29 protein-coding genes, 1 tRNA gene and 1 other RNA gene are annotated in these 23,144 nt (G+C 35.5%); 4 read left to right on the top strand and 27 right to left on the bottom strand.

Annotated elements, in window-relative coordinates:
• The first annotated feature begins 387 nt into the window (after nucleotides 1–387).
• Both ffs and fsa read left to right on the top strand, forming a co-directional pair.
• An RNA gene (gene ffs, locus EA772_RS17070) (signal recognition particle sRNA small type) lies at nucleotides 388–487 on the top strand.
• Between the two features lie 84 nt (nucleotides 488–571).
• Nucleotides 572–1,231, top strand: a complete 660-nt coding sequence (gene fsa, locus EA772_RS17065) for a fructose-6-phosphate aldolase (protein ID WP_010602758.1) — start codon at nucleotides 572–574, stop codon at nucleotides 1,229–1,231.
• A 108-nt stretch (nucleotides 1,232–1,339) separates the two neighbouring features.
• On the opposite strand, the gene EA772_RS17060 is transcribed toward fsa, so the two are convergent.
• Together EA772_RS17060 and EA772_RS17055 are read right to left on the bottom strand one after the other, a co-directional pair.
• Nucleotides 1,340–1,846 carry an HAD-IIIA family hydrolase gene (locus EA772_RS17060; protein ID WP_124914261.1) on the bottom strand — a complete coding sequence of 169 codons (507 nt, stop codon included), beginning with the start codon at nucleotides 1,844–1,846 and terminating at the stop codon, nucleotides 1,340–1,342.
• A gap of 89 nt (nucleotides 1,847–1,935) precedes the next feature.
• Complete coding sequence (locus tag EA772_RS17055) at nucleotides 1,936–3,234, bottom strand: sugar MFS transporter (protein ID WP_246833982.1); 1,299 nt, start codon at nucleotides 3,232–3,234, stop codon at nucleotides 1,936–1,938.
• A gap of 373 nt (nucleotides 3,235–3,607) precedes the next feature.
• Here EA772_RS17055 and EA772_RS17050 point away from each other — a divergent pair.
• Nucleotides 3,608–3,680, top strand: a tRNA-Lys gene (locus EA772_RS17050).
• 169 nt (nucleotides 3,681–3,849) lie between these two features.
• On the opposite strand, the gene EA772_RS17045 is transcribed toward EA772_RS17050, so the two are convergent.
• From EA772_RS17045 to EA772_RS16925, 25 genes are all read right to left on the bottom strand, one after another.
• Nucleotides 3,850–4,893 (bottom strand): NAD(P)-dependent alcohol dehydrogenase, encoded by a 1,044-nt coding sequence (locus EA772_RS17045; RefSeq protein WP_124914260.1) that lies wholly within the window; start codon nucleotides 4,891–4,893, stop codon nucleotides 3,850–3,852.
• 231 nt (nucleotides 4,894–5,124) lie between these two features.
• Nucleotides 5,125–5,673 carry a hypothetical protein gene (locus tag EA772_RS17040; protein WP_124914259.1) on the bottom strand — a complete coding sequence of 183 codons (549 nt, stop codon included), beginning with the start codon at nucleotides 5,671–5,673 and terminating at the stop codon, nucleotides 5,125–5,127.
• On the bottom strand, nucleotides 5,673–6,386 hold the full coding sequence (locus tag EA772_RS17035; protein WP_124914258.1) for an energy transducer TonB: 714 nt from the start codon (nucleotides 6,384–6,386) through the stop codon (nucleotides 5,673–5,675). The genes EA772_RS17040 and EA772_RS17035 overlap by 1 nt, the downstream gene beginning before the upstream one ends.
• Before the next feature lie 11 nt (nucleotides 6,387–6,397).
• Nucleotides 6,398–7,153, bottom strand: a complete 756-nt coding sequence (locus tag EA772_RS17030; protein ID WP_124914257.1) for an energy transducer TonB — start codon at nucleotides 7,151–7,153, stop codon at nucleotides 6,398–6,400.
• A 258-nt stretch (nucleotides 7,154–7,411) separates the two neighbouring features.
• Nucleotides 7,412–8,038: a hypothetical protein gene (locus EA772_RS17025; protein WP_124914256.1), complete on the bottom strand. Its 627-nt coding sequence runs from the start codon at nucleotides 8,036–8,038 to the stop codon at nucleotides 7,412–7,414.
• 9 nt (nucleotides 8,039–8,047) lie between these two features.
• On the bottom strand, nucleotides 8,048–9,199 hold the full coding sequence (locus EA772_RS17020) for a hypothetical protein (protein ID WP_124914255.1): 1,152 nt from the start codon (nucleotides 9,197–9,199) through the stop codon (nucleotides 8,048–8,050).
• A gap of 33 nt (nucleotides 9,200–9,232) precedes the next feature.
• The gene (locus tag EA772_RS17015; protein ID WP_010600668.1) at nucleotides 9,233–10,054 is read right to left on the bottom strand and encodes a hypothetical protein; all 822 of its coding nucleotides are present in this window, start codon (nucleotides 10,052–10,054) and stop codon (nucleotides 9,233–9,235) included.
• Nucleotides 10,055–10,062: 8 nt separating this feature from the next.
• Nucleotides 10,063–10,509 (bottom strand): hypothetical protein, encoded by a 447-nt coding sequence (locus EA772_RS17010; RefSeq protein ID WP_124914254.1) that lies wholly within the window; start codon nucleotides 10,507–10,509, stop codon nucleotides 10,063–10,065.
• A complete protein-coding gene (locus tag EA772_RS17005; protein ID WP_124914253.1) occupies nucleotides 10,506–11,474 on the bottom strand; it encodes a hypothetical protein in 969 nt (322 codons plus the stop codon). Before EA772_RS17005 ends, EA772_RS17010 begins: the two co-directional genes overlap by 4 nt.
• Nucleotides 11,475–11,488: 14 nt before the next feature.
• On the bottom strand, nucleotides 11,489–12,061 hold the full coding sequence (locus tag EA772_RS17000) for a YcxB family protein (protein ID WP_124914252.1): 573 nt from the start codon (nucleotides 12,059–12,061) through the stop codon (nucleotides 11,489–11,491).
• Nucleotides 12,062–12,108: 47 nt separating this feature from the next.
• Entirely contained in the window at nucleotides 12,109–12,747 is a 639-nt protein-coding gene (locus EA772_RS16995) for a hypothetical protein (protein ID WP_124914251.1), read from the bottom strand.
• Nucleotides 12,748–12,898: 151 nt separating this feature from the next.
• Nucleotides 12,899–13,840, bottom strand: coding sequence for a hypothetical protein (locus EA772_RS16990; protein WP_124914250.1), 942 nt, complete (start codon nucleotides 13,838–13,840; stop codon nucleotides 12,899–12,901).
• A 50-nt stretch (nucleotides 13,841–13,890) separates the two neighbouring features.
• On the bottom strand, nucleotides 13,891–14,961 hold the full coding sequence (locus tag EA772_RS16985) for a DUF6688 family protein (protein ID WP_371683157.1): 1,071 nt from the start codon (nucleotides 14,959–14,961) through the stop codon (nucleotides 13,891–13,893).
• Between the two features lies 1 nt (nucleotide 14,962).
• The gene (locus EA772_RS22260; RefSeq protein WP_124914248.1) at nucleotides 14,963–15,757 is read right to left on the bottom strand and encodes a hypothetical protein; all 795 of its coding nucleotides are present in this window, start codon (nucleotides 15,755–15,757) and stop codon (nucleotides 14,963–14,965) included.
• 31 nt (nucleotides 15,758–15,788) lie between these two features.
• Nucleotides 15,789–16,691, bottom strand: coding sequence for a hypothetical protein (locus EA772_RS16975; protein WP_124914247.1), 903 nt, complete (start codon nucleotides 16,689–16,691; stop codon nucleotides 15,789–15,791).
• Between the two features lie 128 nt (nucleotides 16,692–16,819).
• Complete coding sequence (locus EA772_RS16970; protein ID WP_124914246.1) at nucleotides 16,820–17,662, bottom strand: toxin-antitoxin system YwqK family antitoxin; 843 nt, start codon at nucleotides 17,660–17,662, stop codon at nucleotides 16,820–16,822.
• Nucleotides 17,662–18,024: a hypothetical protein gene (locus EA772_RS16965; protein WP_124914245.1), complete on the bottom strand. Its 363-nt coding sequence runs from the start codon at nucleotides 18,022–18,024 to the stop codon at nucleotides 17,662–17,664. The genes EA772_RS16970 and EA772_RS16965 overlap by 1 nt, the downstream gene beginning before the upstream one ends.
• Before the next feature lie 148 nt (nucleotides 18,025–18,172).
• The gene (locus EA772_RS16960; protein WP_124914244.1) at nucleotides 18,173–18,832 is read right to left on the bottom strand and encodes a hypothetical protein; all 660 of its coding nucleotides are present in this window, start codon (nucleotides 18,830–18,832) and stop codon (nucleotides 18,173–18,175) included.
• Complete coding sequence (locus EA772_RS16955; RefSeq protein WP_124914243.1) at nucleotides 18,829–19,470, bottom strand: hypothetical protein; 642 nt, start codon at nucleotides 19,468–19,470, stop codon at nucleotides 18,829–18,831. Before EA772_RS16955 ends, EA772_RS16960 begins: the two co-directional genes overlap by 4 nt.
• 103 nt (nucleotides 19,471–19,573) lie before the next feature.
• A complete protein-coding gene (locus tag EA772_RS16950; protein WP_124914242.1) occupies nucleotides 19,574–20,086 on the bottom strand; it encodes a murein L,D-transpeptidase family protein in 513 nt (170 codons plus the stop codon).
• Between the two features lie 47 nt (nucleotides 20,087–20,133).
• Nucleotides 20,134–20,880: a DUF2931 family protein gene (locus EA772_RS16945; protein ID WP_124914241.1), complete on the bottom strand. Its 747-nt coding sequence runs from the start codon at nucleotides 20,878–20,880 to the stop codon at nucleotides 20,134–20,136.
• A gap of 4 nt (nucleotides 20,881–20,884) precedes the next feature.
• Entirely contained in the window at nucleotides 20,885–21,193 is a 309-nt protein-coding gene (locus EA772_RS16940) for a hypothetical protein (RefSeq protein WP_124914240.1), read from the bottom strand.
• A 12-nt stretch (nucleotides 21,194–21,205) separates the two neighbouring features.
• Entirely contained in the window at nucleotides 21,206–21,781 is a 576-nt protein-coding gene (locus tag EA772_RS16935; RefSeq protein WP_124914239.1) for a peroxiredoxin, read from the bottom strand.
• A gap of 15 nt (nucleotides 21,782–21,796) precedes the next feature.
• A complete protein-coding gene (locus EA772_RS16930; RefSeq protein WP_124914238.1) occupies nucleotides 21,797–22,231 on the bottom strand; it encodes a hypothetical protein in 435 nt (144 codons plus the stop codon).
• 17 nt (nucleotides 22,232–22,248) lie between these two features.
• Nucleotides 22,249–22,551 carry a hypothetical protein gene (locus tag EA772_RS16925; protein ID WP_124914237.1) on the bottom strand — a complete coding sequence of 101 codons (303 nt, stop codon included), beginning with the start codon at nucleotides 22,549–22,551 and terminating at the stop codon, nucleotides 22,249–22,251.
• 193 nt (nucleotides 22,552–22,744) lie between these two features.
• Here EA772_RS16925 and EA772_RS16920 point away from each other — a divergent pair, with 193 nt between their 5' ends.
• Entirely contained in the window at nucleotides 22,745–22,969 is a 225-nt protein-coding gene (locus tag EA772_RS16920; protein WP_010600649.1) for a CDGSH iron-sulfur domain-containing protein, read from the top strand.
• Nucleotides 22,970–23,144: the final 175 nt, after the last annotated feature.

Here is a 23,144-nt window from a genome sequence, read left to right as displayed (position 1 = left end):
GATACAAAAAACGAATATTAAATTACAGAGTTGTTATGCTTTTTAGGATTATTCTAGTTTATAAGCAAATTTAAGCCCATATAATAAAACATTATCAACATAACGCTTAATATTTTATCAAATTTATAATCCAAAATTATACTGAAAACCCATGGTTTTTACCGATAAAATTTAATAAATCGTTTTAATCAAAATATTTATATATAAAATAGGTATTTATAAATGAACAAATATTCAATGATTAGATAACGAATTCTCGTATTTTAAAATTTTATCAAAACAAAGGAAATAAATTTTATTAATTTACTAATCAGTTAGATAGCCTAAATGACTGAAAAATTAGCAAAATGCATTTCGCAAAACAACTTCTTTTTCTACCTTTGTGCCGGGCAAGTCTTTTACGACCAGCTCCCTTTGAACTCCCCCAGGATGGGAACATAGCAAGGGTAGAAGGTTGTAGCGGTGCGATAGAAGGTGCTTGCCCTTTTTTTTTACCCCCTAACCCCCTGAAGGGGGGATATTAAATTCTTCAGGGTTTATCAAAAACTCAAACATTTAAGAATTTATAACCATGAAATTTTTTATTGACACAGCTAATCTTGATCAAATCAAAGAAGCGCAAGATCTTGGCATTTTAGATGGCGTAACCACCAACCCTAGCTTAATGGCTAAAGAAGGTATTACTGGCGAAGAAAATGTAATTAACCACTATAAAGCAATTTGCGATATCGTTGATGATAATGTTAGTGCTGAAGTAATTTCTACAACTTTTGACGAAATTGTTAAGGAAGGCGAAGCATTAGCAGCATTGAACCCAAAAATTGTTGTTAAAGTTCCAATGATTAAAGATGGTGTAAAGGCCATTAAATATTTCTCTTCAAAGGGAATTAAAACCAACTGTACTTTAATTTTTTCTGCAGGACAGGCTTTATTGGCAGCTAAAGCTGGTGCAACTTACGTTTCTCCATTCCTGGGCCGATTAGATGATATTTCGAGTGATGGTTTAGTTTTAATCGAAGATATCAGAACTATTTTTGATAACTACGGATATGAAACACAAATTTTAGCTGCATCGATTCGCGGACCATTACATATTGTAAACTGTGCTAAATTAGGTGCTGATGTTATCACTGCTCCTTTAGCTGCAATTGTTGGATTATTAAAACACCCATTAACAGATAGCGGTTTGGCAACTTTCTTAGCCGACCACGCTAAAGCAGCTGGTAAATAAGGTATTAATCTTCAGCCCTAGAGCTGGGGTCTAATAATGAAAAAGTCCTAAGTATGGAGTTGCATAACTCTTACTTAGGACTTTTTTTATTGGAATTGACCAAAGATTCTAAACTAGTGATTCACGACTAAGTACATCTTTTACCAATTGGTAATTAATTTGCTCATCAGGTTTAATTAAAATCCCTTTCACCCCTGCCCCATTTGCAGCTTCTACATCTCTGGGTTTATCACCAATCATTACCGATTGAGCAGGATCAATATCATACATATCAATAGCATCTAAAATCATTCCGGACGCTGGCTTACGGCATTTACACTCTCCTCCAACGGTTGGGTGATGCGGGCAGTAGTAAAAGCCTGCAATATCTGCACCCTTCGCCACAAAGGCATTTCTAAGCATTTGATGCATGATTGCCAGTTCTTGTTCAGAATATCTTTTCAATGCTATTCCACCTTGATTGGTGATCACGATCAATAAATATCCCTCATCATAGAGTTTTTTCAATACCGGGATTTGGTAATCTAAAATCTTAAAATCTTCAACACGACAGATATAGTCGTAAATTTCGTGGTTTAAAACCCCATCACGATCCAGGAAAATTGCTTTATTCATATAATATTATGTAGAAAATTTGGCGCAAGATAGGTTAAAAATGAAGAAATAAAAAAGGCCAGCGATAAACCTGGCCAATAGCTAAGGCTTTATTTCTTCATCCCAACCCGATGTCCTTTTATCGCAAAATAGATAATGTATAAATAAGCTGGAATCATGGCTAATAAAAAAGCATGTTGGAAATCGATGTGCATCTTATCTTTTAAAAAGCCGTAAACCAATGGCCAGATGGCGCCTCCTGCTATTCCCATAATCATAATGGCAGAACCTGTTTTTGTGAATTTGCCCAAGCCCTTAATTCCGAGGGGAAAAATTGCTGGCCACATTAAGGAATTTGCCAGACCTAACAGTGCCACTGAATAATAGGAAACATAACCTGCTGTGAATGCAGATACAATTGTTAATAGTACACCCGAAAGGGCACAAATTCTTAGTGCCATTTGTTGCGAGATAAATCTGGGAATGGTTGCTATTCCTAAAACGTAGCCCACAAGCATACAGATCAAAGTAAACGAGGTAGAAAATCGCAATATGTTGGCATCGATGTTCAATTCTCGGCCATAGGTATTTATGATATCGCCGGCCATTACCTCTACCGCAACACAACAGAAAATCGCAAATGCACCTAAAAATAAATGAGGATATTGGAAAATGTTGTTTTTAGCAGCTGTATACTTTACATCATCATTTTCAACTACTGCTTCATCATCTTCTGCATTTATTTCTGGCAAGTGGACAAATTTTATGAGCACTGCAAAAAGCACAAACACTACTGCCAACACAATGTAGGGAGTATGTACACGATGCAAGAGTTCATCTAAAATAGCATTTTTAGCAACGGGATCAGTTGTTGCGTCTAATTTCGCAGTCACCTCTTTCGCATTATCTAAAAACAATAGTCCGAAAATAATAGGCACCATTACGCCGGCTCCTTTGTTGCACAAGCCGGCAATGGAAATTCGTGCAGCAGCACTATCTATTGGCCCGATGATACTTAGATAAGGATTTACTGCTGTTTGTAGCAATGCCATAGCTGATCCCTGAATGAAAATACCCGTAAGGAATAATCCGAAACTTCTATTATCTGCTGCCGGAATAAAAACAAGCGAACCTAAACCTAATATCACCATGCCGAGTACCAGGCCGTTCTTAAAGCCCAATTTTTTCAAAATCCATGAGCTTGGTAATGCCAGAAAGAAATAGGCGATGTAAGAAGCAAATGTGACAAAGAATGCTTGTAAGTCGGTTTTTAGGTTGAGTGCTAACTTCAGAAAAGGAATCAGCGTTCCATTTGCCCAGGTGACAAAACCAAAAATAAAGAAAAGTGCACAGCAGATGATCATGGGTAACAATGCTGTCCTCTTTTGAGTTGCAGGTGAATTAATCATTTTAAAAAGTAAGTTTAGTTGGTTTGTTCAGTTGATACGACCAAACTAAGCAAATAAAATCTATTTTTTTCACTCAAACGTTTGCGTGATTTTTCAATCTTGAGAAAATTAATAAATCGGATATGAACCATTCAGTAAGATTAGCCATATATGGAGATGAAAACGGTAATTCCGCAGAGCATTACCTATGTAATTCTCCAAATTAGAAACCCCGAAAATTATGAATACTATCAAAAATCAGCTCCATCAATAATTAATTCCCTTATAAATCAATACAGTAGCACTTTTCGCATATTTTTATTTGCAGGAGATATATTTGAACCCTATATTTGCATCACTTTAAAGGAAACGGACAACGTTTTTAAACAAAGTAGATTCCGTAGCTCAGCTGGTAGAGCATTACACTTTTAATGTAGTGGTCCTGGGTTCGAATCCCAGCGGGATCACAGAAAGCCTCACAGAAATGTGGGGCTTTTTTGTTGCAAGCACCGTTTTTAGCAGAGTCAGGTGGCCTATGGTTTCCAAGACCTGAATGGAGGTTGATTCAAAAAGCATTTAAAATAAGAAAGCCAGCAAATATAAATCTGCTGGCTTTTGTCTTGATGGAGTATTATTCTACAAAGTCGCCATATCAATGACGAATCTGTATCGAACATCGCCTTTTTCCATGCGGTCGTACGCTTTGTGGATATCTTTCATGTCGATCATTTCTATTTCAGAAACAATGTTATTTTCTGCACAGAAATCAAGCATTTCCTGAGTTTCGGCAATTCCTCCTATACCAGAACCTGCGAGGCTTTTTCTGCCACCTAATAAACTGAATGCAGCAATTTCTGCTGGTTTAGGTGGTACACCAACGCAGATATGCGTTCCATCGGTTCTTAATAATGATAAGTACATATTGAAATCGTGTTCTGCAGAAACAGTATCCAAAATGAAATCAAAAGTTCCTTTGGCTGCTTTTACTTGTTCAGGATCTTTAGTTACCACAAAATGATGTGCACCTAGCTTTTTAGCATCTTCTTCTTTTTTAGGTGAAGTGCTTAATACGGTCACCTCGGCGCCGAAGGCTACACCAAACTTTACGGCCATGTGGCCCAAGCCGCCTAACCCAAGCACAGCAAGTTTATGTCCCTTCCCTACTTTCCAATGCCTTAAAGGAGAATAAGTAGTTATACCGGCGCACAACAATGGTGCAACCGCAGCCAGATTTAGTTTATCAGATACATGAAGTACAAACTCCTCTCTCACCACAATCGAATCTGAATAACCTCCATAAGTAGGAGTTTTGCCATCTCTTTCTAAACCGTTATAAGTTTGGGTGTTTCCCTCCAGGCAGTATTGCTCCAGGTCTTGTTTACAATTTTCGCAAACCTGACACGAATCAACCATACAGCCTGTTCCTGCTAAGTCGCCAACCTTAAACTTCTTAACGTGATCACCTACTTTAATTACCCGACCAACAATTTCATGACCTGGAACCATTGGAAATATACCAGGAAACCAGTCATTTTTAATTTGGTGAAGATCTGAATGGCATACGCCGCAGAATAATATTTCAAATTGAACATCATGTGGTCCAACTTCACGACGCTCAAAATTCCAAGGTGCTAAGTCTGTACCTGGATCCTGTGCTGCATATCCTTTTGTTGCTATCATTTTATAAATTTTATTTAGTTATACTTCAACAAAATTAATTGGTAATAGTTCAAAAAATATTACAACATTCAAAGCATTCATTACAAAATTCAAACAATTACCAAGATCAGCAATAGCGCAATTGATCCCTTCCCAATGTTGCATTGCTTATTTAATAGCAGTACATAAACGATAGTCGATATTACTACATTTAAAATAGGTTTTAGTTATATAGATAGATTTATAGGAATTTTATTTCGGTGGTAATTGATAATCCAATAAACCATATTTTTTAATCAGTGTTCCCGAGCCAGACTCTTTTTCGTTTATTTTTTCATAACCGCCGCCCCTGCATTCACAAGAACCAACAGGACCGAACATCCCGTAATTGTAACCTGCAGTGTAGCTAAATCCTGATAATACGTAAAAACGTTTGCCTACATAAACGATGATTTTATCGTTAATGTTAAAATTTTCAAATGGCATGATAATGGTTTGCAAATCTTTATTATCAGGTTCTGCGCTAACAACAGTATCTTTTGTTAACACTTTATCTTGCTGAAGGTAAAAGTGAATTTTCTGGAGTTCTTTCTTATTGAAACCGTCTAAATAAATGGTGAATTTTCCGTCAACAGTTTTTATAGTATCACATACTTCCTTTTGCATACGAATGGCTTCCTTCTTTGAACTATATTGGTTCCACTCCACACTACCCCAAACAAAAGCAACTAATAGCAAAATCAAAGCGATAATTACCGCGATAAAAATTGCTATGACCTTAAAAATTTTCCTTGCTGTCATTATTCCGTTGTTTTAAAACTTATTGGCATTGTAAAATAAGATTTCACAGATTTACCTTTAAGTATAGCAGGCTTCCATTTCGGCATACTTTTTAGCACACGAATCACTTCTTCATCGCAACCATAACCCAATTTCTTTACAATATCGATGTTGGTTAAAGAACCATCAACTTCAATCGTAAACTTGGCTTGCACGGTTCCATTCACACCATGTTCAACAGCCTTCTTTGGGTATTTTAAGTTGTTGGCAATAAACTGCCTTGCTTTGTTTATCCCACCAGGAAATTCTGCTACTGTTTCTACTTGTTCTTGCTTAGGCTGACCGTAGTTGTGGTAAGGTGGCGTCGGCTCGATTGGAGCTGGTTTTAAAGCATCCTGAAATGAATAAACCTTAAGTATAGTTGCTTCGTTTTTTTCATTCCGATCAAAAAATACCCGATTATTGACCACTCTATAACTACCACTCTTAATCGTATCGCCAGTATTTCTGTTCACAATATGTTTGATTTCTTTTGCAAGTAACTCGGGTTTTCCATACCTGTAAAAATTATAAAACACTGTATCGTATTCAGCTTTTGTACTTCCTTTACTCAGGTTCACAAAATAAGTGGTGTTCTCTAGTTTAAAGGTAAAATCAGGTCTTTTACCTTGCGCAAAACTTAGCGTAGTTATACCGAGAAATATTGCTAATGTCAGTGAAAGTTTCATCATCATTCATAAAAAGGTTAATCGGTTGTCCTAAAACTCACCGGCATGATAAAATACGACCTCACAAATTTACCGTTTAGCTTTGCAGGTGTCCATTTTGGCATCCGTTTTAACACACGAATTACCTCTTCGTCACAGCCGTAACCTAACTTTTGCACAATTTGAATATTGCTGATAGAACCGTCAAGCTCAATGGTAAACTTTACACGTACTGTTCCGTCAACACCCTCTTCAACAGCTTCATCTGGATATTGGACATTGTTGGCAATAAATAGTCTTGCTTTGTTTATCCCGCCAGGAAACTCTGCTGGTATATCAACTTTTTCAGGATTTCCTGTATTGTCGTAGGGTGGCAATGGCTCAATTGGCGCTGACTTTGGAGGTGCTACAAAGGTAGAAACCGCCCTTTGTACCGAAAGTAAGCCCTTATTGTTCTGGGTGTAAAGTTTCAAGACATTAGCTTTGTTTTTCTCTTTTTGATAGAAAAAAATTTGATTTTTAATCACCTCGTAACTTCCGCTTATAATCGTATCGCCAGTTCTTCTGTCTACAATATGTTTAATCTCTTTACCAATCCTTTGGGTTTTACCAAATCTGTACAAATTATAAAATACCGTATCGTTTTTTGCTTTTGTGTTACCTTTGCTCAAGTCCATAAAGTACCTCGTGCTACCAAGTTCAAAGACAAAATCTGGTGTTCTACCTTGAGCAAAACCAGCCAACGAAAGCGTCAAAAAAACAAGAAGTAACTTAATTTCTCGTCTAACATCCATGTTAATTTTAATTAGGTAACTAAACTAATTTATTAGCAGCAGATATTTTTTTGGCTTTATTATTCGCTAAGTAAAACCTCTCATTCGTTATCAGTGAGTTATTATTTGCATGGCACAAGACAATCAAGCAGGTATTTCATTGCATGTGCTAGCCCTGCTATCCACTTTACTCGCCTGTGTTCCAAGGCTCATGCTCGCTACTATCAGGTTTAAAAACAAAGGTTTGTGTTCATAGCAACCATTTCAAAACCCGTCGCCTTATGTTTTCTTCAAAAAAGCTGCAGCCTCAATTTTCTCGAATTCCTTTTTATCCTCATCCCATAAATAGGCTTTGTAGTAAACCTGTTTAGCTTCGAGATTTTCTTTACATACGCCCGCAATAAAAAGGCGACTTGTGGCATTACCCAAAGCTCTATCTTCCGCAAAAAGACATGAATTCTCTTCGCCCAAAGGTAAATCGTAAATTTTGCCATCTCTTACATCCACCATAAAACCCATAATACAACTTGCACCGCAACCAAATATTGAGGTTACATAATGACCGCCAAAATTGACATCACTGTTTTTGTAAGCTTCAGTTATCCTCGTTCTAAAATCTCCAGCTTCGGGATAACTACTCCAGTCAATGGGCGCATTTTCTATTCTTTCTTGAGGACTAACTTCATATTTTTTAAAATCAATGCTATCGGCAAAACTAATTTCTGTTTCCTCTTTTATTTCAGGTGTTTTAGCTACAGTATCAACAAAAATGGTATCAATTTTTGCAGTAATGAGCGTATCCGAGACACTTGTATCGGCAAGTTGTGGGCCAGTTTTGCTATTATTATTGCATGCGTAGCCTGTTATTATTAAGATTGCGAGGATGTATTTTATAGTATTTTCCATGGTCAGCAATTAAATCAGCGTAATACCCAATTCCTCGAGGTATGCTTTCGGCAAATAAATCTCTCCAGTTATAGGATTGTAGTTGAATTTGCTATCTTCTTTACCAGCAATTTTAATGGTGATCTCATTTCCTTGCTCGTACAATTTTACAGTAGATGTAGCTTTAGCTTCGAAGATTCGCTTACTAATCTGCTCTGTTTCCTGCAATGCAAAAATGGTATTTCCGCTTTCTAATTTTTTGATGTATAAATAAGGTTTAAATGGTTTCTTCTCTTCAGATTCCTCATAGGAGTTTTTCACTTTGCCCATGCCTGGGTCCATCGTTGGTGGAACGCTTACGAAACCACCCTCCCGGTTTGCCTTTGTACTGAAGTTAACCTTTATTAATTTTTCGGCAAACGCTTTTAATTTTTCATCATCGGCATTTGCCAAAACAAAGGCTTTTACCAATGCCATCTTAGCATTATATAATTTATGATTATTTCCCTGGCTCAATACGATGTAATCAAAATTTGGTTTTTTATTGAAATCTTCAAGCTTAACGCTAACCATTTTTACAATTCCATCATCTTCTTGCTGTTTTTCGGTTTGATAGAGTGGCAAATATTTGTCAAATCCTCTATCTAAAATGGTTTTAAAACTTTCATCGTTTGCCAAAACCACAAAATGCGTTTTAATCTTTCTGATTTTAGGAGGCAATGGAATTCCGTTTTTATCTGTTCCTCCAGAAACGAAAGGCTCCTGTTCATCATAATCAGCAATAATATATTGACCAACTGTTTTAAAATCATTATAATCTCTTGTTATCGGAATCGTTTTATCTGTTTCCTCGCTTAATAAGAATTTCTTTCCTTTATTGCTAATGATAGAATATGGAACTCCTTTTATTTGCACCTGATTACTGAATATGGTTTCGTAAAGCTGTTTTGCGCCGGTTTTTGTATTAAAAATGATATCCATCTTATCGCCATAATCTTTTAGGTGGATTTGATTTTTAGCGGGTACTGATATTGCAGAGGTGTAGATAGGCTTAATGGTTTCTTTCGCTAAGTTATCGACAATGCCGTATTTACCGTTAATGCTAAAAGCATAAAATTTATGCTGAGAAAAGGCAAAATTAGCCGTAGCAAAAAGTAAGAGTGTAAGAACTATTTTTTTCATAATTTAATCGTTTTTTAAAATCAAGGTTATTGATTAATATCCTGTAACTAATAAGTTTCTCGCCGCTTTTTGGCTACATTTCTGGAATTTACTGTAGGCCACTGCGGCTTTGCTACGAGCCTGTTCAGCTGTTCCGCCACTTACGTAACTACTCAGGGCATCATGTAAAACATATGCCTCAGGTGCCATCAATCCGGTGCTCCATACAATTGGATTTGCTTTTGCCTGCACTAAATGTGGAGCGAAATACTTTTTGCTGATGCAGGCCAGAATAATCGCGTCACGCTGTTTGCCATCTATATTGCTAAAATTTTCATTCAACTGAAAGTCCATTAAACCATCATGACCGATATAAGCTACCATTTTTGCATTACCGTTAATACCGATGGTTGTTTTGTTTATTCTGATGGTATCTTTTAATTGTCCGGCTGCACTATATAGAAAATCGGTTGTAGTTTTTTTAATGTATTGTCCATCATAAGCATCGGCAACGAGGTAATAATTTTTCCTGGTGTGTTTAAAAACCAAACGTTCCATTCTTATTTTATCCAGTTTCTGCGTTTTCAACAACTTCCACTCTGTACTCTTTTTAAAGTAGCTTTTAATGCCATACGCACAACCCCAATACAAATTATTTGCAGGATCTTGCCCGTTACCGATTGCTTTTGGAACAGGCACAATGCCTTGATATTTGTTATCGCAAAGCGCTACAAAAACGTGAATGGTTTTTGTAGTTTCATCAAAATTCGATACGTTTTTTGATGTGTTTTTCTGCCCGCTTTTTGGTTTTGGTTCGCTGCTGCAGCTTGAAGCCAACAGTCCGAACAAAAAACACAGCGCTAAATATTTTTTCATAAGCTTTATTACATGCTATCATTGTTTGCAACCTCATTATTACCAATGTGCAACATCCCTGTAATTGCAGCCAAGGAAACCGCTAATGGTAAGTAAATCTCTATAGCGAAATTAAAGAAGTAATTAATGTACTCACTAAAATTATATTGCTGAAAAGCCTCTAAAACAGGCTCGGTGCCTGTATTTACGCCTATCCAGATGATGAAAGAAATCATTAAAAATGGAACCAAAAACCTGAAGATGAAATGAGGTGCTAACAGCCCTGCATGATCGAGCACTTTAATGATATAACAGTACACAATGATACCAATTAGCACAGCAGGACTAATACTTAAAAAGAATAGCCCGGCATAACCGCTATTTAATTCTGGATTAATAAATACATATATCAAAAAACCTATGGTAATGATTAACGCAATAATGAATGCTTTTAAAAACGGTAACTTTATTTTCATAACTGTTTTCTTGTTTTAATGATATAATAATTATCATCCTGAGCAATAAGGGCATAAGGCAAGCCATCGGGTTTAAAGTAACCCATATTATAGGAAGCATACTTTCCGAGGTTGTTTATAGGCTTTTCATTTTGAGTCAGCTTTGCTTTTATTTTTATTGTATCTGTTTTATAAAGCAGATTAATGTAGGCCAAACCATTCCACTCGCTTTCTTTCACACGGTTTGTTTTTTGAAAATCGGCAACATAAGCAATTGAGTTAGGTTGATCAAAACTGCTGTCATCAGGTATTAGATTTGGTAGTGTATGATCTGGAAGGTCATTTAAATCTACATAGAGATTTTTTCCATATAATGCATACCATATGCCATTAATTAAAAACACTGCTTTATCTATTTTACTTTCGTTTCTTGGATCGTCATAATCCCACAAGCTTTCGTATTTAAAGTAAAAAACATCTTGTGCGCTACGCTTAAGACGATCAAATTCGTTTTCAACTTTATCTTCAGACCAATTTGTACCAGCATTGACTTCTATGTAATTTTTCTTTGTGGTATCCCCATCAATTATCCAGCTAGAATAGGCTTTGTTTTGCAATATGTAATCTCCAAAAATAATTGTGCTATAATCTTGACTGAATGTAATGCTGTCAACCAAATTCCCTTGACTGTCTATTTTATAAAATGACTGCTCGCTCTTGTCTCTATAGCCATTAAAGACGACAACTTTGTGTTGTGGAAAATAATAAGGTCTCGAAAGATTGACTGAATAGTCATTTTTAAACAGTTTCGAAATACCATACCTCTCTGTTTTAATTCCTTCAGTGATCATTTTATATTCAAGATCTTTCGCACTAAAACTAGGCTGATCGATGAAATTCCGAAAGCTGTATCCGTAGGCAATGCTTAATACAAAGCCTAGAATTAATGATAAAATTAATAAGCAGTTTTTCTGATAGATATTCATTATTTATTTGTTTATCAAATTTCTTTACCGTTAAATTTCTTTGATTTTATATGTGTTTGTGTAGCTAAAAAGGCCCTAAATTCTTCCAGCTCTGCTTGATTTGTAAATGATGCCTTAGGTATAATGGAATGTTTTAGGCCTATGAATAAAATGATGAATTCCTCGTTTTCTGCTTTTTTAGTAAATGCTTTCCAACTTACAAAACCATCTGCTTCATGTCGGTTATTTTGCTCAATAACCAGTTGTTTATACGCCAAACCTTCGGGCAGCAAATTAACCGTAAAATTACCTTTGTAGTGCGGGCTTTTTTTGAATGCGTAAATAGGCAAATAATAATAATTTAGTGCAATAGCCAGTAACACTGAAAACCAAATTAAACAAGCTGCAAGCACAATGTTTTTTGATGCGGTTAAAAGCAATGCATTTATTTTTATTGGTTCCCAGAGCCAAAATAATACGCCAACACCGAAAATAACACAGCTAAAAAAAAACAAAAAAAATTTCGCTTTCGGTGTAGGAAAAACATCGAAACGATAGGCTCTTTTAAGTTGATCTTGATTGTAGGTATAATTTAAGGTAATTTGCATTGGATGTGGTTTAATAAGTATAAAGTAACATCAGGGTAAGCTACGGTCTACTTTACCTCCTGCCATTTCATTGATAATTTAGCTAGATACAAGCCAAATTGTTGTTTTTGCTCTGGTGATGATAACTTCTGAATTAAATCTGCGGAGTTTTCATTCCATTCCATATAAGCACTTTCCTTTGCGATTATTTCATGCTTATTTTTATTTTTGTATGCCGTTTTATATTCGGTTAACAGTTTCTCAAAAGCTGCAAAATGAGCATCAATTTCCGGGTTGTCGAAATCTGGTTGCTCAGCCGACTGAATTTGTTCAATCCCTTTCGCCCTACTTTCCTCACTTGCTTTAGCTAATTCTTCGGGTGTAGCCTTTTTACCTGTGAAAAATAAAATAGAGAAGAAAATTGCAAAGGACGCAATGGCAATTGATAAAAAAACACCGGGTTTGCCTGCAGCATTTTTCCATTTATTAAACCCCCAGAAAGCTAAACCTAAGCCCAAAATCACCATGGCTACGGCTAAACCCACATTGCCCAAAAGCGAAAAAACTGGGTATAAAATACGTGGAATGTTATAACTGCTTTGTGCTTTAAAATAAAAAGTACCCTGACTAAAAATTCCGGCGCCAATGAAGGCTATTGCCACTGCCTTAACTTTTTCGGCAACATTTAACGTTTTATTATTTTCCATCTGATTTTTAGAATTTAGATGAAATATACAGCTTGTTAATGCAGTAATTATCTTGTATTAATTATTCGTTTATATGTAATATAAATTTGTAGACTTCGATTTATTATTCGTTAAACAGCATTAATCAACCTCTAAAATCTGTAGTTTCTGGTTACTTTCTCTTTTCTGTCTTAACTAGAATAGATTTTCCGTTTTCGATTTTGTAATAGGTATAGTGCATATAACTATCGTTCTCATAAATCCGTTCTTCCTTTACCAGAAAGAGCTTTCCATTTTGCCAACGGAAATACCTAGTCCCTTCGTTACCGCTCCCATCGGCATCTACGGTTTGAGCTTCCTTTTTAACGGCATCGAAAAAGACCACACCCATTTCATTCAATTGTTTACTTTGGATGAAACCCCTATTTTTTGGATCATAGATAAAATATAAATAAGAATAGTCGCCTTTGGCTAAACCAGGATAATAAATTGGAACTTTAAAATCGAGGTAGCCATCAAAATTCAAATCCTCCAATTGGATCTCTGCTTCTTTAGTAAAAACATCATTAAAACCTGTGAAAGCCCAGCGCATGCTTTTGTTGATGAAAACTTTTAGTGAAATTAAGTCGAAATAATACTGCGCATCAGCAGGAATATAATCCAATTTTGCCCTGTTTCTGACATATTGAAAAACGTAGTTAGATGGATTGAACGCCTTCAAATTTTCTCTTGCGGATAACTTAACAGTTAAGTATGATGCATTTTTACCGGGTTTTTGCCAGCTTCCGTTTAAATAAATTTGATCTATGTAGTTAAGTTTGAAACTTCCAGTAGTTTCATATTTGCGTTTTGCTGCGTTGTACGCTCTTTCTTGCAAGTTTAATAGGCCGTCATTTAACTTGCCTTCGAGAATCATTTTATTCACATTTCCATTTTTCTTGTAAAAATATTCACCAGCTACACTATCGCTCTTTTGATTAATTTCCAATTTCATTTCTATCGGATATTTGTCTATCGAGCCTGTAAAATTGATGATTGAAATAATTTTAGCTTCCTGAGCTTTTAACTCAAAAACACAAATTATCATTAGCAACGAAATAAATATTTTCTTCATCGTGTGTTTCTCTGTATTATCTAAACTTCATAACCAGAATGGTTTTCTCATTAAATAGCATACTGTTTATTGATTTTCTCTTCTGGTTTTAGGCTACACAAATACAGCACTATCAAAAAGAAATACTCTAAAGGTTTCATTAAAAGATAAACTGTATTCGAAGCTTTTGGAGTCGTAATTTTTCGCGATAGCGGATAACCATACTTATCATAAAAACTTCTAACCACCTTGTGAAAAGCAGGTGCGTTTTGCTGTATCAATTCTTCAAAAGCATTGGCTATTAATAACTGACGATTGACAACAATTTCGTGCCCATGTCTTTTTCCGAGACGTAAAGGTTTTACAATTGAAGGCGTTCCACAAACGGCAACGGTGCAGAGATAATGTCCTTCGTGCCCTAAAAATGGCGGATGTGTTTTTTGGGAAAATGTCCAGGTAGTGGTTTCGGTAAATACTTTCGTGATCGAGTTAGCATCCTGGCCGAAAAGCATTAAGATCGCCATGATGATTGCAAAGACAGGAATGAGCATGGCAAGAATCCACAGGGAATGGTTTTCTGTTTTGGCTAATTTCCGATTTAAATAGTTTAAAAATTTATTTCGATAGGTTTTTGTGTTTGCCTCTCCGGCCTCCGCAATAACTAAACTCACTAATACGGTGATACTCGTGATCATGTAAGCTATTGGAAGCAATGCAAATAGAAATGTTTCGCCACTTTGCTCTGTATTGGTACTGGTTTGTATAATAACCGCTGCACTTATTGGAATGCCAATAATTACAAAAACTATGCAAAGTGAAAATAGCAAGGGTGGCAGTGACTTACCTTTGTACCACAATTTAATAAGTCCGAAAACAGCAAGCACAAAAAACACGATCAATGTTGGTAAATGTTTAGATGCAAATGGTGTGTAACCTCCATCTACGATATCGATGGCGGTATAATAGTCATCGCCATTAAATAGCCATACTAAACAGAATAAACACCCAGACAAAACAAAAAAACTTATGAAAACAAATTCCCAGATTACAGTTATAGGTTTTGTATTTTGCCTTAGCATCTTATAAAAAAAGTAACCCATCACAGGGTAAGTAATAAAAAATAAAATGATGAATACTGTCATTTTAATTCGCCTTAGTTAGTTTCATTTGATACAAATCCACATCAGAAACATGATATTTTCCGGTAAGTTGTTCAATCTTACCTGCGTCCAAAATCATTTCGGAGTTATTCAAAATCTGATAACTTCCTCTCGTATTTGTAGTATCTGGTGGTCGGTTTGGACCATCGAAAGTGCTGATGTATTCGCAAATCATATTTATTTTTACAGGCGATTTTTCTGCTTCAAATCTTACATCTATCGATCTTCTAATCATTCCCTTTGGGAGATTTTTAGCACCAGTATAGGCGTTGTCTACAAGCCCTTCATATTCGCTGTAAAACGGGCTACATCTATCTGTTTTGCACCATTCTCTGAAACCATTTTTAACTAGATAAATGGTATCTGCAGATTTATTAAAGCCTATTTTCCAATCACTGTCTTTCAGCAAAGTTGCGATGTTAAACGTTTGATTAGTTTTTCTTAAAAAAATAGTATCGATATTGGTTTTCGCACCTTTTCTACGTCCGCCACCCCATTTATGAAAAATAGAAATTGCATCTTTTTCAAAGCCTTCCTTTTCTACTGGCTCAAAAACCATTAAGGGAGGAGCTTCCATTGCAAATATTTCCGTTAAAAAGAATGCATTGTAACGTTGTTCGGCAAGTTTAAACTTTCCGTTCTGATCTGTTAAAGTTTCGCCAACCTTACAATTGGCAATGGGGTTTCGATCGTAATCTACAATCACCCCGGTGATCTCTGGTCGCCTTAGCCGTGAGATGCAAGATTGAGCGCCCAGTAAAATGCAACTTAACAGCATGAAACAAATATTTACGTTAAGCTTTCGCATATTAGTCGTGATCAGTCAATTCCAATTCATCCAAAGATGCTTTTGTTTCTTTAAGTACTTTTATTTCTTCATTCAGCTTTTTTATTTCAGCATCGAAATAAGCCGCATCTGTTTTGGGCCTAATGATTACGCCGTCTTTTTTTGTTGTGATTTTACTAGCGTAAGCTTTAATTACCAAATCGTACGGAGCGAAATCAGTGATTGGATATTTCGCAGTTTTCCAAAGGTTACTGTGAGCCACTGCTTCGCTGAATAAGGGTTGATGATAGTCATAAGTTTCATTGGGCTTAATGGCATAATCGTCGTTAAAGGTTCCTCCACTACCTTGAGCAGCTATTTTCTCTCCAGTTTTTTTCGAGTAAATTTCAATATTAAACATGTATTCGCCAATTAAAGCTTCGGTGGAAGTATTTGTGAAAACCAAGTCCAAGTAAGGTGATTTCGGGTCATCCGAAAAAAACTGGTCTTCGCTGATGGAAATTTTAGTTAATTTAAAAGCATCTATCTGCTTATTAACTTTGGCAACCTTAAGTTTATCTTTTTCTAAACTATCAATCTCTGCTGTTTTTTTGATAATCTTTTCATCTCTGTCAGCAGCTAAAAAGTCTTCAGCAAAGCTGATGATCGCACTATAGCTCTTACCATCGATCATTTCCATCGAAATTTTATCAAATGATTTGCCTTCATATTTTTCCGGTGAATTCCACTTTTCTTTCATTGCTTTTACCACGATGAGTCGAAAAGCTTTTTCCAGATTTTCTTTTTCATTTGCATCTAGTTTTTCTTCCATTTTGGCTCTGGAAGTTTTAAAAGATTGTTCGTCTTTCCCAGAGATTTTGGGTCCGCAAGCAGATATTAGCAAAATGCTGCAGGCAATTATTAGCGTTGAATAAGTGTTTTTCATTTTGAGGTATTTATTCAATATTGAGAACTGTTCAATCGTTACTTTTTCACACATATTATCGCGTTGAGCGTAGCCGAAATGTATTAAAAATTACTAGACTACTTTTAAAATGAGCGCAATAGATAACTCTATTTCTTTTGTGACTGCCTATAAATCGTCTCCGTTACCTTTTCGCCATTGAGGTAATAATGTGTAAAAAGTACGGTTCCATCAGGTTTGTACATGTGTGACACTCCATGACGTTTACCATTTACAAACTCAGTATCCATATTTTTCTTACCGAGTGCATATGTTGTCGACAAACCATTTTGTAAGTCATCTTTATAATTGGCTTCTGACATGATTTCTCCATCATTAAAAACCCGATAAAAACCATTTCGCTTATCATCCTTGTAGTTGGCTTCAGTAGCAAGCTTTCCATCTAAACTGTAGGTTTTTGAAGTTCCGTTTTTCAGATCGTTTTCATAATAAGCTTCAGTTAGAACCTGGTCGCCAGAGAACGTTTGAGACAAGCCATGCTTTTTATCAGCCTTATAAAGTGATTTGTTTACCAATTTTCCATTGCTGAACATCTCACTAACACCATTTTTTTTACCGTCTTTATAATCCTGACGCAACCAAACTTTGCCTTGGTTGTCGTAATTTTCTTTGACCCCGTTGCGAACACCGTTTTTATAGTGAAGTTTACATTCTAATGTTCCGCCCTGCGAATACCAAAATGCTTCACCCGTAATTACGCCCGCTTTGATGTTGTAAAGTGCAAAACCGCCTTCATCAAATGGAATTTTGTATTTCCCCTGTAAAAGTTTGTTATTTAAACTCAATACTAACTGACTGCTATCTGAACTATAATTTTTTTGAAGATGTTTCCATTTGATTTCTTCTGGAAGTTGGGCAAATACCGAATTTGCGATTAAACATATTGTTACGATGAGGTAAAATTGGGAAGTTCTTTTAAACAGTTTCATCATTAATATAATTTATCACGCTGTTCGTTCCATTTTTTTGCCAACACATCCAAAAGTGCGAGGTAATCCTTTTTCTCCTGCCCTTTTAATTTGTCTTCAATTTTAAGTGAAGTGATAGCCCAATCGGAAAATGAAATACTTAATTGAGGTGCGTTATCTTTTGCATTGTTGGTAACTGAGGTAAGCACTAAATTATACAGGTTTTTATATTCATTGAGATGATTGTTTATGGTTTCATCACTAAATTTTGGAATTTTAATATCCGACTTGGAGAAATAATCTACACCATCACTTTTAAGTGAATTTGAACAGGCAAGAAGAGCGCCCACAAGAAATAAAAGACAAAAGATTTTAATATTTTTCATAAATAATAAAGTTTTATGATACCAATTTATCGGTTTTTCACTCACAAAAATTTACCCTTTATTATTCGCCAGCTTTGATTTATTATTCGTTATTGTTTGCCAGATATTATTAAATTTATAAGAGCTATCGCTGATTTAACCTGATCATTTATCCGGCAAATACGATTCGTTGAAAACGCAGCTTTTTGCCGTCAAGAATATCAAACACATAAATCTTGTTGTGTTCTCCTTCACTCACCGGATCTCCATTTTCATCTACGGCATTATTGGAATAACTAAGGTTTAAGTGCAGTGTGGTTTTATCTTCCTCATAATAGTTTGCTAATAATTTGAAGTTAAAATCGCCTTCATTAAATTCTTGGGTTTCTGCCTGATGTTTTTGAAGAAGACTTGCCGTTTTTAGCTTCATGATAGATTTTAGCAGATCCTTATCGAAAATTTGGTCATAGTAGCGTTCAAAGTCTTTTTCGTACAATAAACTGGGATTTGCGTATTTAGCTTTTCGTTCTTTAAGCTCGTCCGCTGTAAACTGAACCGGATATCCCCAGTTATCATCGCCGACAGGAAAACTAAAGTAGGTTTTTAGCTTAGTGACATCTTTGCTGTACAATGCCTGCCGAAGATCTTTCAAATCATCAACCCATGAAGTATTGCTTTTATTTTCTGCACTGATGCCCATGACTGTTTTGCTCAACTTAGATGTATCATTTTTAGCAGCTAGATCTGATACAGGAGTTGACTGATCTGGTTTGCTCTTACAAGAACTTACTGCAAACAACAACATCAATATTAAAATTTTATTTTTCATTTTATTTTCTCCTCTTTCAAAATCTTTAAGATTTTTTGATCCAATATATCTTCATCTCCTTCAAAATCATCTTCAAAACTCTCGCCAACCTGAAAAACTTTGTGATTTGCAACCTTGTAAACACTATAGTAATTCTTCCCGGCATACCCATAAGATAAGATCACCTGGTGTTTTTGATCATAACTTGGATTTACCACATCATCAAAGCCCTGAACTTTCGTTACCTGCTTTTTCTGTTGATCAATCAGATAGAGATAATGATATTCGTTACTTCCGCGGGCGCTGGTTTCTTTAAAAATCAGTAAATCCTCAATACCATCGCCATCAAAATCTTCATATTTATGTGTTCCACCGCCGTTTGGCTGAACAAAGATATTTTCTGCCCAAATAATTTTATCAGTTAATCCCCTATCTATTCCGAAATATACACGTGTATTCTTCTCCTTTTCTATGTATTCTTCACCACAGTTTTGAATCGCAATTACGTAAGTACTGTCAGCAAATGGATGGTAATACTGCCATACACAATTTGGATCGCATTGATTAAAAACTTTGCTATCACGGGTATTGCGGAGAACTTGATTAGCAGATTCTTCTTGTTTTACTTTTTGTTTAACCGAGGTATCATTTTTAATCACGGGTAGTTTTTTTGGTGCTGAGTTGCATCCAAATATCAAGAGTAAAAGAAATAGCATAATTGTATTTCTCAATGCTAAAAAATTTGTTTCACACCTCATTGAATCACGGATTAATTTGAATTTTGGATCCGATTTTCACTGACTGATACAATTCATCAACTTCGGTATCTGTTAAAGCAATGCAACCATTGGTCCAGTTAAACCACCTTTGAAATTTGTTGATTAAACCCAAACCATTTCGCAAGCCATGAATCTTAATATCACCACCCGGTGATTTTCCAATTGATTTTGCATGTTTAATATCTTGTGCATTCGGATAGGAAATGCCTAAATTTTTATGATAGCCACTTTTATCATTTTTGGCATTGATGGCATAAATGCCTTCAGGTGTTTTCTCATCACCTTCAAATTCTTTATGCCCTGTTGGGCTATTCCCAAATGAAACCTGATATGTTTTGAGCAATTTTCCTTGCTGATAGGCTAGCATTTTATGTTGAGATTTAAAAACCACCAAAGAATCTATCTGCGTAGTTGTAGCAAGTTTAGCTTCCGGGTAGATATTGTAAATCAAAGCAGCCATCAATATTAAAACCATTAGCAGCAATAACTTTTTCATTTTTTATTTTTTAATAGATTGGAGCCTTGATTAATTCGAAAAGTCTACTACTCTATGAATCCATTCTTCTTCTGGTATTCCCACAATTCTTTGTTTTTATCAATATAGTGCGTTGGTGTGTCGATGTAATTTGCTTTAATATCAAAGCCGCTATCCAGTTTAAGTTTCAGACTATCGGGCAAGTCTTCAAAACGTTTTTCTATGTATTCAGCTTTCGACAATCGTTTTTCGTAGTAAGTTTCATCGCCCTGTGGTTCTTTCGAAGTTAACTTTTGTTTCAAGATTAATTTTTCCAAAAAAACACCCCGCAACCATACCGCCACATTTCCGTCATTAGCAATACCTACCAAAAATGTAAGACCTTTCACATCCCCTGAAGGGTTGAATAAGTTTGCTACCTGTTTATTTTGGAAGGCAGATTTAAAAACTTGCTTGATTTTCTCTTTTGGCAAGTTTAAAGTGTCACTGTAAAATTTTTTATCCCTATATGAAACATATTGTAAAACCAGTTTTACGGGTAACCGTTCCCGCCGATTGCTTTCAGCGAAATAGTAGTCTTCGCCCCATTTAGAAGTATAATTTTCTACAGCCTCATCTTTTATGTATCCCAAATCCCCATCAGCCAAAATAAAATAAGAATTATGGATAGCTATTGGATAACTTTCTGGTGCGCAAACGCTCGAAAAATAGTGATACCGCTCCCAACCTTTGTAACTAAAAGTTTTAAAAACAATTGCCACAGCTAATACCAAGGTTACCGCGATGTATAATTTATTGACAAAATTGAGCTTCATAATATTAATGTTGAAATGCCTTTGCTAAGCCTGCGGAATACAACAATAAGCCGATTAATAGTGCGCTAATTATTAACGAGGCGGCAAACAGCCATTTCGCTATTCGATAACCTCTGCCGTGGTAACTAAAGGCATAAAAGCCCAATAAAACTGTTGTGCCGAAAGATAAGTAACAATAATTTACGCTAAGCTCATCGTCTAAACTATCACCAATATTTGCAAAAATGAGTAACAAAATTAAGTTAACCAAGATAAGCAATATGGATAGATTGCTGTTTTTTTGCTTGTTTAACTGCAATTCTTTGTTTTCCATATCATGATATGATTACATTCTATTGGTTCTAACTAAGCTGTCTAGCAATGCATCAAAGGTTTCTGTTTTGCCGCCGCATCCATTATAAACTACTTTTCCTTCAGGGTTTATTAAAATTTTAGCGGGTGTGCAATAAACATTTTCGTTGATCACCTCATCCTTTTCAGGCCCCTGAGTATTGTCAATTTGTTTAAAATTGAATCTAGCTTCCAATATGCTTTTTGTCATCTCCGTTGCATCGTCAGAAAATCCATTTACAATGCCAATCATTGGAAAATGTTTACCATATTTTTGATGTGTAGCATTCAATTCTGATACCAAATCGTAACTTTCTGACTTGTTGAGGTAGCTATTTTGGTAAACAAAAACCACCCAGTATTTCCCTTTATTTTCTGCTGATTTAAATAAGCTTCCATCAACTGTTTTTACCGAAAACTCTTTAGGACTACTGCCAAGGAGTAAATCGATAGCTGTTTTATTTGCCGCAACCACCTCTTTGATTTTTTCATCTTTCATTTTCTCCTGCGATTCACCGTTGCATCCAAACAAGGCAATTATCATCAGGCTTAACATCATTAACTTTTTCATAAATAAGGTATTTGATTAACAATCGTAGTTTTCATAGTGTGTTCGTTCGAGATCGGACTCAATAACTTCTTTCTCTTTAACTGAAAGATTGATCTCTTCTAATGCAACTTTTAATTGCGTTTTACCATCCGGACTTATCCAAACCCCATTCAGGCGATTACCATTCTTTTTTACGATCATCACGCCAGAAAAATTGTATTCAGTTAAGCAGAAATTTCCTTTCCCATTCGTAGATACAGAAAGTTCTATCCAGTTTTTTCCTTTCCCATATTGATATATGCTTTCATATATGTTCATCATGGAACCACCACATTGGTTGCCTCGCTCTTTTAAATATAAGCGCACTGTCCGGTTATTGACTGTACCACTGTATAAAGTTGTTTTAATATCCTGAGCATTAGCTGCAGTAAAGGTTATTAGAATTAAAAATAGGCCAAGTATGATTTTCATAGTTTTGATGTAAGTGGTTAATATTGATGTTCTACATAAAGGCTGACAATAAATATCATTCCGAGTAATAATGCTGCATAGATACTCATCAAGCCATCTTTTATGCGGTGTTTTACAAATAGTATTAATGCTTCTACAATTAAAAATGTCTCCCAGGCAATAAAGAAAGTCGCTGGAACAAACTTTCCGAGATTAATAGACATGCCACTATTTTCGCTTTCTCTTGCTGTAAACAGCGCCACAATAAAAAAAACCAATGGGACAATACCAATAATCAGCCTGATTAAGAAACGTTTTTGCAACTCTCTTTTTAGATTCATTTTATTAAAAATACATTTATTCAGTGCTTAGGTTTCGCAAGATTCATATTCGTTAGGGATGGTTCACTATTCGCATGTAATCACTTACTATTTGCAAAGCAAACAAGTTCTACACGGAACGTTTCTAAACTGTAAACAAATTCTTTATTTCGTTTCCATTTGAATTAATTTTGGGGCATACTAACAAAACATTATGTCTAAAACGAAACTAACGATCAATAACAATGGATCGGTAAAAATTGAAGGCGATTTCGAAATTGTGGATAGAAACGGAAACGTTTATGGTTTACAAGGAAGAGAAGTACTTTCAATCTGCCGTTGCGGTTTATCTAAAAACAAACCTTTTTGCGACGGTGCACACAATGGTCACTTTGAACATGAGGCAATTGCTTTTGATTTACCTCCAAAAAAGGTATAAATCCTAAATTTAATATTTTTCAGAGCCTTGCAAAATGCAGGGCTTTTTTGTGTAAAAAGGATATTAAAATAATGTGATTAATTCGTTTATCAAATAGTCTAACCGGCCACTAACCACTTAACAGGAATATTTTTCTAAATTGTGTATTAAAAAAATATTTAAAATTTTTTAGTTT

Source organism: Pedobacter sp. G11, from assembly GCF_003860265.1.
Taxonomy (GTDB): domain Bacteria; phylum Bacteroidota; class Bacteroidia; order Sphingobacteriales; family Sphingobacteriaceae; genus Pedobacter; species Pedobacter agri.
Note: the sequence above shows the minus strand (reverse complement) of the source record. Positions and strands in the feature narration are given on the sequence as shown.

What these genes read in the sequence shown, in the direction of transcription:
- EA772_RS16975 (WP_124914247.1), bottom strand. Translation starts at nt 16,691, where the DNA reads ATGAAAAACACTTATTCAACGCTAATAATTGCCTGCAGCATTTTGCTA.
- EA772_RS17045 (WP_124914260.1), bottom strand. Translation starts at nt 4,893, where the DNA reads ATGATAGCAACAAAAGGATATGCAGCACAGGATCCAGGTACAGACTTA.
- EA772_RS16950 (WP_124914242.1), bottom strand. Translation starts at nt 20,086, where the DNA reads ATGAAAAAGTTATTGCTGCTAATGGTTTTAATATTGATGGCTGCTTTG.
- EA772_RS16985 (WP_371683157.1), bottom strand. Translation starts at nt 14,961, where the DNA reads ATGACAGTATTCATCATTTTATTTTTTATTACTTACCCTGTGATGGGT.
- EA772_RS17000 (WP_124914252.1), bottom strand. Translation starts at nt 12,061, where the DNA reads ATGCAAATTACCTTAAATTATACCTACAATCAAGATCAACTTAAAAGA.
- EA772_RS17015 (WP_010600668.1), bottom strand. Translation starts at nt 10,054, where the DNA reads ATGAAAAAATATTTAGCGCTGTGTTTTTTGTTCGGACTGTTGGCTTCA.
- EA772_RS16940 (WP_124914240.1), bottom strand. Translation starts at nt 21,193, where the DNA reads ATGGAAAACAAAGAATTGCAGTTAAACAAGCAAAAAAACAGCAATCTA.
- EA772_RS16965 (WP_124914245.1), bottom strand. Translation starts at nt 18,024, where the DNA reads ATGAAAAATATTAAAATCTTTTGTCTTTTATTTCTTGTGGGCGCTCTT.
- EA772_RS16990 (WP_124914250.1), bottom strand. Translation starts at nt 13,840, where the DNA reads ATGAAGAAAATATTTATTTCGTTGCTAATGATAATTTGTGTTTTTGAG.
- EA772_RS17005 (WP_124914253.1), bottom strand. Translation starts at nt 11,474, where the DNA reads ATGAATATCTATCAGAAAAACTGCTTATTAATTTTATCATTAATTCTA.
- EA772_RS17055 (WP_246833982.1), bottom strand. Translation starts at nt 3,234, where the DNA reads ATGATTAATTCACCTGCAACTCAAAAGAGGACAGCATTGTTACCCATG.
- EA772_RS16995 (WP_124914251.1), bottom strand. Translation starts at nt 12,747, where the DNA reads ATGGAAAATAATAAAACGTTAAATGTTGCCGAAAAAGTTAAGGCAGTG.
- EA772_RS17020 (WP_124914255.1), bottom strand. Translation starts at nt 9,199, where the DNA reads ATGAAAAAAATAGTTCTTACACTCTTACTTTTTGCTACGGCTAATTTT.
- EA772_RS16935 (WP_124914239.1), bottom strand. Translation starts at nt 21,781, where the DNA reads ATGAAAAAGTTAATGATGTTAAGCCTGATGATAATTGCCTTGTTTGGA.
- EA772_RS17030 (WP_124914257.1), bottom strand. Translation starts at nt 7,153, where the DNA reads ATGGATGTTAGACGAGAAATTAAGTTACTTCTTGTTTTTTTGACGCTT.
- EA772_RS16970 (WP_124914246.1), bottom strand. Translation starts at nt 17,662, where the DNA reads ATGATGAAACTGTTTAAAAGAACTTCCCAATTTTACCTCATCGTAACA.
- EA772_RS16960 (WP_124914244.1), bottom strand. Translation starts at nt 18,832, where the DNA reads ATGAAAAATAAAATTTTAATATTGATGTTGTTGTTTGCAGTAAGTTCT.
- EA772_RS17010 (WP_124914254.1), bottom strand. Translation starts at nt 10,509, where the DNA reads ATGAAAATAAAGTTACCGTTTTTAAAAGCATTCATTATTGCGTTAATC.
- EA772_RS16945 (WP_124914241.1), bottom strand. Translation starts at nt 20,880, where the DNA reads ATGAAGCTCAATTTTGTCAATAAATTATACATCGCGGTAACCTTGGTA.
- EA772_RS17060 (WP_124914261.1), bottom strand. Translation starts at nt 1,846, where the DNA reads ATGAATAAAGCAATTTTCCTGGATCGTGATGGGGTTTTAAACCACGAA.
- EA772_RS17035 (WP_124914258.1), bottom strand. Translation starts at nt 6,386, where the DNA reads ATGATGATGAAACTTTCACTGACATTAGCAATATTTCTCGGTATAACT.
- EA772_RS17025 (WP_124914256.1), bottom strand. Translation starts at nt 8,038, where the DNA reads ATGGAAAATACTATAAAATACATCCTCGCAATCTTAATAATAACAGGC.
- EA772_RS16920 (WP_010600649.1), top strand. Translation starts at nt 22,745, where the DNA reads ATGTCTAAAACGAAACTAACGATCAATAACAATGGATCGGTAAAAATT.
- EA772_RS16930 (WP_124914238.1), bottom strand. Translation starts at nt 22,231, where the DNA reads ATGAAAATCATACTTGGCCTATTTTTAATTCTAATAACCTTTACTGCA.
- EA772_RS22260 (WP_124914248.1), bottom strand. Translation starts at nt 15,757, where the DNA reads ATGCTGTTAAGTTGCATTTTACTGGGCGCTCAATCTTGCATCTCACGG.
- fsa (WP_010602758.1), top strand. Translation starts at nt 572, where the DNA reads ATGAAATTTTTTATTGACACAGCTAATCTTGATCAAATCAAAGAAGCG.
- EA772_RS17040 (WP_124914259.1), bottom strand. Translation starts at nt 5,673, where the DNA reads ATGACAGCAAGGAAAATTTTTAAGGTCATAGCAATTTTTATCGCGGTA.
- EA772_RS16925 (WP_124914237.1), bottom strand. Translation starts at nt 22,551, where the DNA reads ATGAATCTAAAAAGAGAGTTGCAAAAACGTTTCTTAATCAGGCTGATT.